This window comes from Bartonella sp. TT67HLJMS (genome assembly GCF_042193375.1).
GTDB classification, from domain to species: Bacteria; Pseudomonadota; Alphaproteobacteria; order Rhizobiales; family Rhizobiaceae; genus Bartonella; species Bartonella grahamii.
In genome coordinates, this window is sequence record NZ_JBHILP010000001.1 from 278,307 (window position 1) to 293,985 (window position 15,679).

Genomic DNA, 15,679 nt, shown 5'->3' on the forward strand with positions numbered 1-15,679 from the left:
ACAAAAAAATATCATTTTAGTTTGATTTATTTTGTCCATGTTTTAATAAATTGAAATAAAGATTGATTTTAGAAGATTCTTCAGTAATAGATTATTCCTTTTTTAATTTTGCATAGAGAGGGGTGGAGTATAATGTCGAAGAGAATAAATATATTAGGGATCATCATTGCAGCTGTTTTTATGATGAACAGTGTTGCAAAAGCGGATGACCAAGTTAAACAGGTTAAAGTTGCTCTCACACAAATTATGGTACATCCTGCTGCGGATGCCGTTCGTAAAGGTGTGGAAGATGTTCTTGCAGAAAATGGTTATAAGCAAGGTGAAAATTTTCAGCTCACCTTTTTATCAGCGCAAGGCAACATTTCAACAGCAACGCAAATTGCACGTAAATTTGTTGGTGATAAACCTGATGTTATTGTAGCGATTACCACGCCTTCAGCACAAACAATGCTTGCGGCAACAAAAACAATTCCTATCGTCTTTGCGGCGATTTCTGATCCTATCGGAGCTAAAATCGTTTCTTCGCTTACCAAACCTGGCGGTAATATGACGGGGAGTTCTGATCGTATAGATGTTGCAGAAAGTATTAAACTTTTACAAGAAGTAAAACCAGATTTGAAAAAAATTGGTTATCTTTATAATGCTTCTGAAGCAAACTCGGTTTCAACACTTAAGGTGTTAAAGGATGCGGCAAAAAAAGTTGGAATTGAAATCATTCCTTCATCAGCACCAAAGCCTTCAGATGTTCAGGCAGCAACACGGGCTTTAATCGGTAAGGTAGATATCATTTTTATTCCTGCTGATAATACGGTTCTTTCTGTTTTAGAGGGTGCAGTAAAGGTCACACAGGAGGCAAATGTTCCTATATTTACTGTTGATGCTAATTCTATTGGACGCGGTCCTTTTATGACGCAAGGTGTGAATTTCTATGATGTAGGGGTTGATGCTGGGAAGTTGGTTGTGCGTATTCTAAAGGGTGAAAAGCCTGGTGATATTGACGTTGTGCAGGCGGCTAATAATGACATTCGAATTGATATGAAAGCAGCAAAAAAAGCGGGGATTGTTATTCCGCAGGCAGTTATTGATCGTGCGACAAAAGTGATTCAATGACTTTCATTGATAGGATGTTGATACAATAAAATACGTTAAGTTTTCATGGGGATTGTCTTTACATGAATATATTTGCGTTTTCTGGCGCTGTGGAATTAGGTCTTATTTATGCGTTTGTGGCTATAGGGGTTTATCTCTCTTTTCGCGTTTTGGACTTTCCTGATTTAACAGTTGATGGCTCATTTCTTCTTGGGTCTTGTGTCTGTGGTGTTTTGATTCTTTTAGGTTTTAATGCATGGGCAGCTATGGCATGTGCTTTTTTTGCAGGCATGGTAGCTGGTTTATTAACAGCTATGTTGAATTTGCGTTTTGGTATTTTGAATCTTTTGGCTTCCATTTTAACAATGTCAGCGCTCTATACGGTTAATCTTCGTATTATGGGAATTATGGGAGGATCTAATGTTAATTTAGCGCTTGCTGATACGGCGTTAACGCCCTTTTATAATCTGTTTGGTTTGTCTGATATTTTTGTGCGGCCTCTTTTCATTGGTACTGTATTGCTGGTTGTGGCGTTTTTGATTTGGCGTTTTTTGGAAAGCGAAATAGGTCTTGCTATGCGTGCAATGGGAGCTAATCCACGGATGGCTACAGCTCAAGGGGTTCATACGTCGGCGTTAATTTATTTTGGTATGGGGCTTTCAAATGCTTGTGTTGCACTTGGCGGTTCTCTTTATATTCAAACTGCGATTGCAACGGATATTACCGGTGGAATTGGAACAATTGTTTTTGGGTTGGCAGCTGTGATTATTGGTGAAACTTTATTTCGTACGCGTAATATTTTTTGGATTATAATCAGCTGTATTGTGGGGTCTGTGCTTTATCGTGTGGCGGTGCAATTTGCATTTGAGGCAAATGGAATTGGTATTGATACGTCGACAGATCTTCAGTTGATTACTTCACTGTTGGTTATTTTAACCCTTATTGTGCCACGCTATTGGAGGAGGCGTAAACGTGATTGAGTTTTCTCATGTTGGGGTTACATTTAAACCGCAAACACCTTTGGAAAAACAGGCTTTAATTGATATTAACCTTAAAATTGATCAGGGTAGTTTTGTTACGGTTATCGGTTCAAATGGCGCTGGTAAATCAACCTTGCTCAGTGTTTTAGCGGGTGCAACGCTTCCCTCAACAGGGAAAGTGGTTATCAATGGGCAAAATGTTTCTAGGCAGTCAGTCAGTGAACGCGCTGGAAAGGTTGCTTGTGTTTTTCAAGATTCTTTGATAGGCAGTTGTGGTTCTTTAACAATTGAAGAAAATTTGGCTCTTGCTGCTCTTCGAGGAAGTCGTCGTGGTTTGCGCTCGGCTTTAAATCATGAGAAACGGCAATTTTTTCGAGAAAAAATTGCTCAATTAGGCATTGGTCTTGAAGCATATATTCATAATCCTATGGACAGTTTATCAGGTGGGCAACGCCAAGCTGTTTGCCTTGTGATGGCAACATTAGCTCATGCGGATGTTTTATTGCTTGATGAACATACCTCAGCGCTTGATCCTGGAATGGCTGATTTTGTGATGCGGTTGACTGAAAAAATCGTTAAAGATAAAAAGTTAACGACTATTATGGTGACTCATTCTATGCGTCAGGCTCTTGATTATGGTGATCGCACCTTGATGTTGCATGGTGGAAAAGTGATTTTGGATGTCTGTCATGAAGAGCGTAAGGGCTTGGATGTCAATGATTTGATTGGCATGTTTCAGAAAGTTCGCGGGGAAGTTCTTGATGATGATGAACTGTTAATGGATTAATAATGTGGCTCAGAAAAAAGCACATGAAGTTGATCAGTTTTTAACGCGTTTTTCACGTGCTTTTCCTATTGTTCTCATTTATGGGCCAGATCGTGGTCTTATTTGTGAGCGTGCACAATGTTTTGCAAAACTTACAAAGGTAGCAATAGAAGATCCATTTTCGACAATTCGTTTGGATGCTGCTGAAATTGATAAAGATCCTGCACGTTTGGAAAATGAAGCGCGTACGTTATCGCTTTTTGGGGGAGACCGTTTGATATGGATCTCTAATGCTGCTAACCAAAAAGGTTTTCTTGCTGCCTTGAAACTTTTAATTGAGAACCCACCAGAAGCCTGTTTTATTCTCATTGAGGCAGGGGATTTAAAAAAAGGAACAGGGTTGCGCAATGCTGTTGAAACCGCGTCAAAAGCAATGGCTCTGCCCTGTTTTGCAGATGATATGCGTTCTCTTGACGGTTTGATTGATGAGGTTTTAGGGCAATTTAAAAAGACTCTTTCTTTGGATGCACGTAGATGGTTGCATGAAAGTTTAGGGGCGGATCGCCTTGTATCACGAGGTGAATTAGAAAAGCTTTGTCTTTACGCTGCAAATGTTCATATTACTCTTGAAGATGTCAAAGCTGTTGTAAGCGATGTCAGTGCTCTTTCTCAAGATGAAGTCATTGATGCTCTTTTATTGGGCGATATATCAGGCTTTGAAGCGCATTTTAACCGACATGCAGCATTGCATGGGGCGCTTTTTTTCATTTTGAGTGCAGCACAAAGGCATTTTCAGCAATTACAGCTATTGCGTTATCAGGTAGAAGTTGAAGGAAAATCGCCTTTTACGGTGGTTTCTCAAGCACGGCCTCCCATTTTTTTTCAACGGAAAAAGACAGTTGAACAAGCTTTAAAATATTGGAAGTTAGAACAGATTTCCTATGCAATGGAAAGAATTCAGAGTGCTGTTTTAGACAGTCGTAAAAATCCACTTTTGGGTGAAGCTATCATTCGTCAAGTTTTGTTAGGGCTTACAATTATTGCACGACGCCAGATAGTAGCTTAACAGTTTAGAAATATGATGATTTTTTATTTTTTTAATATGGCAAAGAGGTATTTTCAGCAATTAAAACTATTGTGTTATCAAGTAGAGGTTAGTTGTGGTTTTGAGGATGCTCTTGAAGAGCTTGAAAGTTTTATAGAAATTTTTCTTCAGAAAAATTATTTATCTTCGAAAGGCAGTTTTTACACCGTTTTATTATCTTGTTGTGTCGTAAAACACTGTTGGTTCGTGATATAGAGCTCAGGTAAAATTTTACGCATTCGGTGTTTTTGTGTGAGTATGTGGTGAATCTTAGGCTGGTTCATAGTGCCTTAATGGGGTAACACCCTTCAGGCAAAACAGAGCATCTCAAACAACAGAAGACACGTTCATAGGCTTTCTTAGAAATATTTATCAATGCGCGTCATATCTATTTCGCGACGGCTTTTGTGAATGGTATAACGGTAAAGTGCTCCGTGAAGAATATAAAATCCACAGAGCATCTCTATCTTTACGCTTAATAAAAATGCAAGCCAGAGCATCATCATATATTTGTCTGGTCTCTAATTTGCTACAGTTTTTGGTATTAGAGAGCGTTTTGCATCATTTTTTTCTCACATGTCTTCTTGTGATGTGCAGACAAGAGATTTTAATTGGTAAGAGGATTTGTGATGGAAGAATTTTACCGTATTTGAAGTTATGATTCAAATTGAAAAACAATTATTATATTTATAAATCAATATATTACAGATTAATTGAATCACTTAAAATAGTGAATTAGTGGAATCTTTTAGACAAGAAAATGAATTGTTTGCAGATCGGTATGAACTAAGAATCTTCGTGGGATGAGGAGAAAGTCAAAATAGATTATGATGAAAACGACAGTACCTATGGGGAGATTTTTATTTTTGATACAGAGATGATTATCTTAGCAATGAATGTGTCTTATAAACAGAGCAAGCCATTGTTTATTATTATAACTCATCATTTTTTATATTGAGTCAATCAAAACGATGTCTTTTGCACGTCATAAGTGGAGGCGTGTGGATAAAAACTGTGCAAGAAAGCACTAAAAATGCCTCTTATGAATGCTCTCAAATTCCAAGGTTTTTTGCAACATTGGAGGTAGGCAAATATAATGATAGTGTTTTATTAAGTGTGAAGAGGGTCGTGCTTAATGGATTTATAGTTATAACATTTACAAACACTGTCGTGAGATAGGTTGGGGAGAGAGATGTCTTTTTAAAACAAACGCATGAATTTGTAATCCAAATCTATCCTGTTTAGGGCGCTTTGTTTTACGTGAGGAGTATGACTCCATTAAAGGGATATTCGGTGTTTTTGTTATCAAACTTTTTCTTTATTGAGAGGGCGTGTTTTTCTCATATTTGTTTGATTTACGGTATCAGGAGTCGGGAGAGGAAAATGTTTTTAATGGTATTTTTTGTATGGGTTATTTTATGGTGTTTTCAATATTCATAAAACTTGTGTTGATGTTGTAGGTGGAGGCGTAATACATTCTTATATAGGTCTGATGTACAAATTAATGAACGTATTGGGATAATTTGGAAAGAGTTGGTGTCTGCTTACGCTTTTGATGCGTTTTTTGTGAGTAAATTAGTAAGATAAAGTAAACTGATGAGATTTTATGTAGAGTCGTTGTTATCTTAATTGAGAGTGCATTTAATTTTTATGTATTTTCTAGGTAAAATGATCTGTTGTCAGCTTGCGCAGGTGATGATTGGTAAATTGCGTTATTCTTTATTTCCTAGTTGTCGTTTTTTAATGTTTTACGCATAACTCTTGAACAAACAGACAGGAAAATTATGATTTTACAATTGTTTTTATTGCCATTTGCAAAGAATCTTTGAAGGTGAAAGATGCCCCATATTCAATTTGAAAAAATAGCACTCATTGGAATCGGTCTGATTGGGTCTTCTTTAGCAAGAGTTATTAAAAAGAAAAATCTTGCGGCTCAGATTTCTATTGCAACACGTCGTTCAGAAACCTTGAAAAGAGCACGCGAATTGGAGCTTGGGGACTTTTATACGACAGATAATGCAAAAGCTGTTGAAGGAGCAGATTTGGTTATTCTTTCTGTTCCTGTTGGGGCTAGTGCAGAAGTAGCAAAAACCATTCGTGATCATTTAAAACCTGGAGCGATTGTGAGTGATGTTGGTTCTACGAAAGCGTTGGTTATTGCGGAAATGGCACCTTTATTGCCAAAAACAGTTCATTTTATTCCAGGGCATCCAATTGCTGGAACGGAATATTCAGGACCGGATGCTGGTTTTGCTGATTTATTTATGAATCGTTGGTGTATTTTAACGCCTTTTGCTGAGAGTGATGCTGCTGCTGTCGCACAATTAACAGCGTTTTGGGAAGCTTGTGGTGCGCGTGTCGAAAAGATGGATCCTAAACATCATGATCTTGTTTTGGCTATTGTTTCACATTTGCCGCATTTGATTGCTTATAATACTGTTGGGACAGCGAGTGATTTAGAAAAAGTAACAAATTCAGAAGTCATTGCTTATTCCGCTTCCGGTTTTCGTGATTTTACACGTTTAGCATCTTCTGATCCTGTTATGTGGCGCGATATTTGTTTGCATAATAAGGATGCTATTTTAGAAATGTTGAGCCGTTTTAGTGAGGGGCTTGCTTTTTTAGAGCAGGCAATTCGTTTAGGAGATGGTGAGACATTGTTTAACTTTTTTACACGTACGCGTGCTGTACGTCGCAATATTATTGATGCTGGACAGGAAATTGATGCTCCTGATTTTGGACGTCAGAGTGTTTCTAAAAAAGGGTGAATAAAAGCAAGGGTTTTTTGTTGAATTTCATTGGTTTTTTCTAGAAATCGATAAGAAGTTTTTTCTCTATTCAGTCATAGATTGCAATAAAAAAGAGTGGCGATTGCTTCGATACAGATAACCATGACTTCAAAAGGTTTTATGTGTGCAAGATTATCGTGCTTAACTCTCTATAGGGCATATGATGTACAGAAGAGGTTACTGATCTATAGAAGAGACAAAAAAATGAAGTCGTTGTAGAATTTCATATAGTGGGTTGTTGTTTTTGTTTTAGTATAAAGTTAGGCTTGACCGTATTGATTATTGCCATTTATATTGCAACATCGGAAAATGTTTGTTTGCAGAGTTTTGATGTTTTTTATAAAGCTTGAAATAGACAGAGGAAGAGTTTTACCAGAAAGTATAGAGATTTGTTAAGAAATATCTTTTGGTATAGCTATCGTATCCTTGTTGACGCAGTAAGCCATTATTGGCGTGATAATGGGAGTGCTTTTGCAAGCCATGTCGCGCTCTCTGGGCTTTTAGCATTTTTTCCTTTTTTTATTTTTGGAACTTCTCTTGCCAGTTTTCTTGGTGCTTTTACATATACACCGCAAAAAATCAAAGCTTTGGTGCAGTTATTACCAGATGTCATTGCAGAGCCTTTATCTCAGGAAATTATCAATGTTTTAACCATACAGCGGGGAGGAGTGTTGACAGTTTCTGTTATTGGGGCGGCTTATTTTGCCTCTAATGGGGTAGAGGCATTACGTACAGCTTTAAATAGAGCTTATCGTGTTGTTGATCGGCGTAGCTTGTTGTTTTGTCGTTTTCAAAGTTTGTTTTTTGTGATTCTTGGAGCTGTAGGTCTTATTGTGATCAGCGTTTTGTTGATTTTAACACCTCTGCTTATCAAGATTATGCAAAATCATCCTTTTTTCATTACAGAATATATCGGTGTCATTCGTCTATGGCGTTACATAATCGCAGCGGTTGTTCTCTTTGTAAGCCTTTTGATTGTTCATAAATGGCTACCAGCAGAGCGGCGGAAGTTTATAGATATTTTACCAGGAATTGTACTGACAATGTTTGTATGGTTTATGGCTTCAATTGCTTTTGCTCAATATTTAACAATGTTTGATTATATTTCTACCTATGCAGGGTTAGCATCTATTATGGTTGCTATTATTTTTCTTTACATATTGAGTGCAATTTTTATTTTGGGAGGAGAAATAAACGCGGCGATAATGTTTCATCGCAAGCATTTGCAACATTCAGATGAATATGAAAGAACTTAACTATTGCGTGAAAGCCAAGGTATGAATATCCCAATAAAGCCTGCTATCACTTTGTTGATTGATGCGGATGCTTGTCCTGTAAAAGATGAAGTTTATCGTGTGATGAATCGTTATCAGCTTAAGACATTTGTTGTAGCAAATCGTTTTTTGTCCCTTCCAGATGAAGCGTTCATTGAAAGAGTGGTCGTTGCTGGTGAATTCAATTGTGCTGATGATTGGATCGTAGAACATGTGCATGAGGCAAGTATCGTTATTACCAGTGATATTCCTTTAGCAGCACGGGTTGTGCAAGCTGGGGGTTTTTGTCTTTCGCCAACGGGGCGTATTTTTGATGTAAATTCAATTGGTCAAGCTCTGGCGATGCGCAATTTGATGGAAGATTTACGGGGACAGGGCAGTATAACAGGTGGTCCCCGTCCTTTTTGTCATAAAGACCGTTCTGCTTTTTTATCAGCACTGGATCTCGTTATACAACGTTTAAAAAGGCGCGGTTATTAGGTTATAGGGCTTCTTTTATAACAGCTTTTATAAGTGCTTTGGCATCGTCATTGGCCCATGGAGCTGCACCATTGAAGGAAGCAATGAGATATCCCTCTTTATCGATGAGAAATGTAATGGGGAGTCCTAAAGCAAGCCCCTGTTTTCTAACATTGTTGAAAATATCCATTGTTTCATCGCGATAGTAAAGCAAATTATCCGCATGAATATTCTGTAAAAATTGCTGAATTTTTTCAGGAGAAGCAGTTTTATCGATATTAATAGCTATGACATCAAAGTTTTCTCCACCTAATTCATGTTTTAATTGCGCAAGTTCGGGCATTTCTGTGCGGCAAGGTGCACACCAAATAGCCCATAGATTGACCAGCATCGGTTTTCCAGTAAATTCGCTGAGTGTGCGCTCTTTTCCTTGAATATCCTTGAAAGAGAGTTTCTTCATATCTGAGGGCGTATCAGCAAATCGTATGTGGCTAAAAAAGCCTTTTGCTGCTTTTCGGATCGCCATCATTTTTTCTGCTCGTGTTTTATCAGTGTTTATTTTTTCTGCTTTTGCTGCTGAAATGAAATTGAAAAGGAAAGACTCTCTTTTGTTATCGTAGTTTATGGTTGCGTATAAACTCAATGCAATGATAAAGAATGCAAGGGAGAATTGCCTTTTTTTATTGTTTTTTTCGCTGATGAAAATTTGAGAAATCATAATTTTGTCCTTTGTATGGGTGTTTTCAGAATATGACAGATGAGAAGTTAAAGAACCAAATGTGGGGTGGTCGGTTTGCGGCAGGTCCTTCTGCAATTATGGAAGAAATTAATGCCTCAATTGATTTTGATCAAAAACTTTATCGACAAGATATTGAAGGTTCCCTTTCTCATGCGGCTATGTTAGCGCAAACGAAAATCATTTCACAATCAGATTATGAAAAAATTGTTCATGGTTTGAAACTTATTCGCCAAGAAATTGAAGACGGTAAATTTGTTTTTTCACGAAAGCTTGAAGATATTCATATGAATATTGAAGCGCGGCTGAGCGAATTGATTGGTCCTGTCGCAGGGCGTTTGCACACGGCGCGTTCACGCAATGATCAAGTTGCTGTTGATTTTCGCTTGTGGGTGCGTGAAGCAACGCAAAAGATAGCACAAGCTTTAAAAGGATTGATAGAGCAATTACTTATTCGAGCAGAACAACATGTTGATACCTTTATGCCAGGCTTTACGCATTTACAATTGGCTCAACCGGTAACATTTGGCCATTATATGATGGCTTACGTTGAAATGTTTGGTCGAGATTTATCGCGGATGCGTGATGCTCTTGAGCGCATGAATGAATCGCCTTTAGGGGCGGCTGCTTTAGCGGGGACAGGCTTTCCAATTGATCGTTTTATGACAGCAAAAGCGCTAGGCTTTCGAGAACCCACACGCAATTCGATTGATAGTGTTTCTGATCGTGATTTTGCATTGGAATTTTTAAGCGCTGGCGCTCTTTGTGCAACACATCTTTCACGTTTAGCAGAAGAAATAATTCTTTGGTCAAGTGAACAGTTTTATTTTATTCGTTTATCAGATGCTTTTTCAACGGGTTCCTCTATTATGCCGCAAAAGCGAAATCCTGATGCTGCCGAACTTGTGCGGGCTAAAGTAGGACGGTTGAATGGTGCATTGATGGGGTTGTTAACGGTGATGAAAGGGTTACCCCTTGCTTATTCAAAGGATATGCAAGAAGATAAAGAATATGTCTTTGATGGGGCTATGAGTTTAGAATTATCCTTAGCGGCAATGACAGGGATTATTGGTGATTTACAAGTTAATAAAGAAGCTATGAAACAAGCCGCTGATTCTGGCTATGCAACAGCTACAGATTTTGCTGATTGGCTTGTACGCGAATCAGGGATTCCTTTTCGCGAAGCACATCATATTACAGGGTGTGCTGTGGCATTGGCAGAAAAAAAACAGTGTCGCCTTCAGGATTTATCATTAGATGAACTTCAAGCAATTTGTTCTAATATCAATGCGACACTTTTTGATGTTTTGACCGTTGAAAAATCTGTTGAAAGTCGCAAAAGCTTTGGGGGAACAGCACCTTCAGAGGTTCTTCGGCAAATTGCGTATTGGAAAAAGCGTCTTGTGAGCGCTTGAGTGATTGTATTTTAAAGGTAAAAAAGAGATCGAGATGAGGAAAGAGGACAGATGAAAATTATATTAAAGGGGTTGATGATTGTCCTTTTAGGAGGCGTTTGTGTCGCTGGGTGTGGGCGTAAAGGGTCATTGGAAATGCCTATTACAAGTGTGGAAAAGTCTGTGCAAGGAACATCTGTTACTCAAAGTGAAGATGATAAACCTTTTATTCTTGATCGTTTGATAAAGTAGGAGGAAAGTGTGGATTTTTTCTCTTACCATCAAGGTATGCTTCATGCTGAGGGTTGTTCACTTGCTGTTCTTGCGCAGGAGGTGGGGACTCCTTTTTATTGTTATTCCGCCAATGCATTGGTTACACGTTTTAAAGACTATAAAAAGGCATTTCAAGGGATGCCTAGTCTGCTTGCTTATGCGGTTAAAGCCAATTCTAATCAAGCAGTTTTACGGCTTTTAGCGAACAATGGAGCGGGAGCTGATGTGGTTTCAGAAGGGGAATTACGGCGCGCCCTTGCTGTTGGTATTCCGGCACATCGTATTGTTTATTCTGGTGTTGGTAAAACCATGAGAGAGATAGATTTTGCTCTTGCTCAGGATATTTATTGTTTTAACGTTGAATCAGAGCCGGAACTTGAACAGTTATCTCAACGTGCTGTTGCCCTTTCAAAGATAGCACGTGTTTCATTACGCATTAATCCAGATGTTGATGCAAAGACCCATAAGAAAATTACAACAGGAAAATCTGAAAATAAATTTGGTATTCCATTGTTGTTGGCAAGAGAGGCTTATAAAAAAGCGGACTCTTTACCTGGATTGCAGGTTTGCGGTATTGATATGCATATTGGCAGTCAGATTTGTGACTTAAAGCCATTTGAAGAGGCATTCTTTCTTATTGCAGATTGTGTGCGTCAATTGTGGAGCGATGGCTATGCAATAACGCATATAGATATCGGTGGTGGGCTTGGTATTGCCTATGGTTGTGAACAACATACTGTACCTTCTCCTTTTGATTATGCTGCGCTGGTAAAGAAATATATTGCTCCTTTAGGGATTAATATTGTTGTGGAGCCGGGGCGGAGCATTGTGGGTCAAGCTGGTGTACTGATGACATCTGTTCTCTATTTAAAAAGGGGACAAGGGCGGAATTTTGTTATTGTAGATGCGGCGATGAATGATCTGATGCGTCCAACGCTTTATGATGCTTGGCAAAATGTCGTCCTTGTGAAAAAAGCAGCAAAAGACGCTCCCCTTATTCGTGCAGATATTGTTGGTTCTGTTTGTGAGACTGGCGATTATTTAGCATTAGATCGTTACTTGCCGATTTTGGCACCTGGTGATCTTTTAGCAATTACGCAAGCTGGAGCTTATGGTGCTGTGATGGCGAGTACTTATAATAGCCGACTTTTGGTCCCAGAAGTTCTCGTTCAAGATACGTGTTATGCGGTTATTCGTCCACGTCTTGATTATGCTCAATTGATGGGATGTGATCATATTCCTGATTGGGTTGAGAATTCTTAAGTGTTTTTGGTCTTATTTTTACTAAACTTTGATGAAACAATTTATTTTCTAGAAATTGTCTTGTATGGGGTTTATGATCTTAATGCACCACGATAAAAGGGGATAAATGCTTGTTTATGAAAAATAAAAACATCAAAGGCTTTGCAATGAAGCTTTTGTGTGTGCGCATTTTGATGTGGGGAATCCTTTCATTTGAACGGATGTGGGTACGGTTGTTGCCATTTTTCCTCGTTGTTAGTCTCTTTTGTTCGTTTAGCTGGTTGGGACTTTTTGGCATTTTGGGCTATTGGTCACATTTGCTCTTACTTGGGGTTATACTTGTTTGTGCTGGGGCGAGTTTATTTTTTCTTGTTCGTTTTCGGTTTCCCACAATACGGGAAGTGAATTGCCGTCTTGAACGCGTCAATGATCTTAGACACCAGCCTTTGAATATTCAGACAGATCGTTTATGTTCTGAAAATGATGAAGATTTTAGTGCTGTTATTTGGCGTGAACATCAACGCCGAATGGCAAAGCAATTATACCATTTAAAAACTGGATTTATCTCTCTTAATAGTGCGGATTATGATCCTTTAGCTTTAAGGGCTTTGTGTGTTCTTCTTTTTGTTTGCGCTTTTAGTTTTTCTTTTGGTTCACAAGGGGGGCATTTGGCTGATGCCTTTGATTTTCGTCCTGTTGTTGATGAAAAATTCATGCGGATTGATGCTTGGGTAACACCACCGGCTTATACCGGTGTGGCACCGATTTATTTGACAAAAGATGAGAAAACACAACTAGAAATCCCTGAAGGGAGTAATGTTGTTGTGCGTGTTGTCAATGGGGCTGGCGTTACAGTAAAAGCAAAGTCTGTAGAAGATGGGAGGGAAGTTTCGTTTTCAGAGAAAAAGGAACAAACAGCTTTGAATGATCCAATCGCTCATTTTGAAACACATTTAAATCATTCAATGAATTTATTTGTATCATCACGTCGTAAAAAACAGCAGTGGCATTTGCAGATGATCAAGGATACGCTTCCGACAATTCATTGGCTGGAAAAACCAGGGCGGATTTTAACGGGATCGTTAGAGTTACGATATGTGGTGGATGATGATTATGGTGTGACAAAGGCTTTTGTTGAAATAGAGCCTTTTCTTTCTCAGAACAAAAGTGCTTCTTCTCTTTATAATGCTCCGGAAATAGAGCTTCTTCTTCCGCGTGGTGGAAAGGGGAAAATGCGGATGGTGCAAGATATATCAGCGCATCCATGGGCAGGTTCGCAAGCCAAAATTACTTTGGTGGCAGAAGATGGTGCTGGGCAGAAAGGGCGTAGCAAAACTTTTGTTATGACATTACCGCAACACGTTTTTTCAAATCCTGTCGCGCGTGCGGTGAGTGAATTGCGTCGTTTATTAGCGCTTGATGCTTCTGCGAGAGAGCGTGTATTGGATATGCTTTCTGCTTTGCTTGTGCGTCCAGAAAAAGGTTTGCAAAATGTAAAGCATTTTCTTGTTCTACAAAGTGCGTGGACAAGACTTTCTTTAGCACAAACAGAAGATGATTTGCGTGGTGTGGTGGATTATTTATGGCAAATTGCTTTGGGTATTGAAGATAATCAGCTTGAATCCGTGCAAAAAAATTTAAAACAAGCACAAGCTGCTTTACGTGATGCATTGCGTTACGGTGCTTCAGCGGCAGAAATTGAACGGCTTATGGCAGATTTACGTCAAGCTATGGATGAGTATATTCGTGCTTTGGCTGAAAAAGCACCAGATAGTCAAGTTTCTAAAAATTCTAAAAGCTCAAAAAGCTCCAATCTTTCTGAAGCTACATTACAAGAAAAGCTAAATTTAATTGAGGAAATGGCTAAAACGGGCTCTTCTTTAGCAGCTGAACAACTCTTGGCGGAAGTTGAACAGACGCTTGATCATTTGCATGTGCAAAAAGGCAATCAAAATGAGGGAGAAAAAAGCCAATCTGCACAAATGAAAGAAAAGATGGACCAGCTTGGAGATTTAATGCGTCGTCAGCAAGAAATTCTCAATGAAACACATCAGTTAGAGATGGAACAAAAACGCGGAGAAAATGTGCCGGAAACACAGAAAAAATCTTTAAAAAAACGTCAAGCTGAATTGCAGTCTGAATTATCAACATTAGAAAAAGAATTATCAGAACAAGGATTTGAAACAGGGGGCGCATTGAAAAGGGCAGAAGAAAAAATGAGTTCTGCGGAAAATGCTCTTGATAATGGAAATCATCAGGTATCTATACAAAATCAGTCTGACGCTTTGGAATCTTTGAGGCAAGGTGCACAAAATGTTTTGAAAAAAATGCGCGAAACACTTAAAGAAACGGGAAATGATCAAAATGCTGATTCTGGTCCTAAAGATCCGTTAGGACGTCCACTTTCTTCAAAAAAAGGTGAAGAACAAGAAGGTGAGGCACTACCACAAAAAAGTGATCAAATGCGTACGCGGCAGATTTTGGATGAAATTCGCAAGCGTCTTGGTAAAGAGCATATTCCAGAAGAAGAAAAAAACTATCTTGAAAGATTGCTTCATTTTAATTAACCAGTGTTGGCTTTTTTCTTAATTGATGTCAGAAACAGTGTATGAAGAACCTCTATGGGGTTCATCTCCAAGAAAATGATTAAAGCGCTTGTAATGCAATAATCATCCTTTTGTACTGATTTTTTAATCATTTAAGTTTAAAATATGAAATATTGAAATGTTCGCTGTTGCGGAAAAAGAGCAGAAGTCCATATAAGTTTGGTATATGAAAATCTGTAATGTTTGAAATTTGTTTCTACATGGTATGTTGAGTTGGATATCGTTACGCTGAAAGATTTTTATGCTTCTGCACTTGGGCTGCGTGTGCAAAAGACGCTGTGTGACCAATTGAATTTATGGTGGCCTGATCTTACAGATAAACGGATTATGGGGTTGGGTTATGCACTTCCTTATCTTTCTACATTGCGTGAACGTGCCCAACAATGTTTTGCTTTTATGCCAGCTTCCCAGGGTGCTTCGCCTTGGCCTTGTGCTGAGCAAGTTGCTACAGCGCTTGTTTTTGAAGAAGATTTGCCGCTTCCTGATGCGTCAGTTGATTGTATTTTATTGGTACATGCATTAGAATATACAGAAAATTCATTTGAAACGTTGAATGAAATATGGCGTGTTTTAGCACCCAATGGCCACTTGATCGTTATTGTACCTAATCGCTCTGGTTTTTGGGCGCGCAATATTACTACGCCCTTTGGTTATGGCGAGCCTTATAGTCGGCAACAAATTACTCGTTTGTTCGAAAAAACAAATTTTGTTTCTGGGTCAATACAAGAAATTGTACATTATATGCCCTCTACGGGTTATGTTTCGCGGTTGTTCTCATTTTTTTATGAGCCATTTGCACGCTATCTTTTGCCTTATTTTGGGGGACTCTTAATGTGTCAGGCACAAAAACGTGTTTATCAGGGTTTGCTGGTACAGCGTCGTCAATCGCGACGTGTTTTTATTCCTGCTTTATCTCCACAAGTGAGAAATATTTTAATTTATAAAGATAATTAATCATTTTGCCATTGGCATAAGAACCGCAAATAT

Annotated in this window: 13 protein-coding genes; 12 read left to right on the top strand and 1 reads right to left on the bottom strand. The window is 38.6% G+C overall.

Annotated elements, in window-relative coordinates; genetic code table 11:
- Nucleotides 1-132: 132 nt before the first annotated feature.
- From ACFIJQ_RS00995 to ACFIJQ_RS01025, 7 genes are all read left to right on the top strand, one after another.
- Complete coding sequence (locus ACFIJQ_RS00995; RefSeq protein WP_273787582.1) at nucleotides 133-1,110, top strand: ABC transporter substrate-binding protein; 978 nt, start codon at nucleotides 133-135, stop codon at nucleotides 1,108-1,110.
- A gap of 62 nt (nucleotides 1,111-1,172) precedes the next feature.
- Nucleotides 1,173-2,069: an ABC transporter permease gene (locus tag ACFIJQ_RS01000; RefSeq protein ID WP_273787583.1), complete on the top strand. Its 897-nt coding sequence runs from the start codon at nucleotides 1,173-1,175 to the stop codon at nucleotides 2,067-2,069.
- Nucleotides 2,062-2,856 (top strand): ABC transporter ATP-binding protein, encoded by a 795-nt coding sequence (locus tag ACFIJQ_RS01005; protein WP_273787584.1) that lies wholly within the window; start codon nucleotides 2,062-2,064, stop codon nucleotides 2,854-2,856. The genes ACFIJQ_RS01000 and ACFIJQ_RS01005 overlap by 8 nt, the downstream gene beginning before the upstream one ends.
- A gap of 4 nt (nucleotides 2,857-2,860) precedes the next feature.
- On the top strand, nucleotides 2,861-3,901 hold the full coding sequence (holA, locus tag ACFIJQ_RS01010; RefSeq protein WP_273787585.1) for a DNA polymerase III subunit delta: 1,041 nt from the start codon (nucleotides 2,861-2,863) through the stop codon (nucleotides 3,899-3,901).
- Between the two features lie 1,856 nt (nucleotides 3,902-5,757).
- Nucleotides 5,758-6,687 carry a prephenate/arogenate dehydrogenase family protein gene (locus ACFIJQ_RS01015; protein WP_273787586.1) on the top strand — a complete coding sequence of 310 codons (930 nt, stop codon included), beginning with the start codon at nucleotides 5,758-5,760 and terminating at the stop codon, nucleotides 6,685-6,687.
- 410 nt (nucleotides 6,688-7,097) lie between these two features.
- On the top strand, nucleotides 7,098-7,964 hold the full coding sequence (locus ACFIJQ_RS01020; RefSeq protein ID WP_015857075.1) for a YihY/virulence factor BrkB family protein: 867 nt from the start codon (nucleotides 7,098-7,100) through the stop codon (nucleotides 7,962-7,964).
- Between the two features lie 21 nt (nucleotides 7,965-7,985).
- Entirely contained in the window at nucleotides 7,986-8,462 is a 477-nt protein-coding gene (locus ACFIJQ_RS01025) for a YaiI/YqxD family protein (protein ID WP_375628135.1), read from the top strand.
- 1 nt (nucleotide 8,463) lies between these two features.
- Here ACFIJQ_RS01025 and ACFIJQ_RS01030 read toward each other — a convergent pair whose 3' ends face one another.
- Nucleotides 8,464-9,159, bottom strand: a complete 696-nt coding sequence (locus ACFIJQ_RS01030; protein WP_375628085.1) for a TlpA disulfide reductase family protein — start codon at nucleotides 9,157-9,159, stop codon at nucleotides 8,464-8,466.
- Nucleotides 9,160-9,191: 32 nt separating this feature from the next.
- On the opposite strand from ACFIJQ_RS01030, the gene argH reads away from it, so the two are divergent.
- From argH to ACFIJQ_RS01055, 5 genes are all read left to right on the top strand, one after another.
- Nucleotides 9,192-10,592: an argininosuccinate lyase gene (argH, locus tag ACFIJQ_RS01035; protein ID WP_375628087.1), complete on the top strand. Its 1,401-nt coding sequence runs from the start codon at nucleotides 9,192-9,194 to the stop codon at nucleotides 10,590-10,592.
- Nucleotides 10,593-10,643: 51 nt separating this feature from the next.
- Entirely contained in the window at nucleotides 10,644-10,823 is a 180-nt protein-coding gene (locus ACFIJQ_RS01040) for an LPS translocon maturation chaperone LptM (protein ID WP_273787590.1), read from the top strand.
- Between the two features lie 9 nt (nucleotides 10,824-10,832).
- Nucleotides 10,833-12,107 (top strand): diaminopimelate decarboxylase, encoded by a 1,275-nt coding sequence (gene lysA, locus ACFIJQ_RS01045; protein ID WP_375628089.1) that lies wholly within the window; start codon nucleotides 10,833-10,835, stop codon nucleotides 12,105-12,107.
- A 116-nt stretch (nucleotides 12,108-12,223) separates the two neighbouring features.
- Nucleotides 12,224-14,653, top strand: a complete 2,430-nt coding sequence (locus ACFIJQ_RS01050; protein WP_375628091.1) for a TIGR02302 family protein — start codon at nucleotides 12,224-12,226, stop codon at nucleotides 14,651-14,653.
- 222 nt (nucleotides 14,654-14,875) lie between these two features.
- Nucleotides 14,876-15,646, top strand: a complete 771-nt coding sequence (locus ACFIJQ_RS01055) for a class I SAM-dependent methyltransferase (RefSeq protein WP_375628093.1) — start codon at nucleotides 14,876-14,878, stop codon at nucleotides 15,644-15,646.
- Nucleotides 15,647-15,679 lie beyond the last annotated feature (33 nt).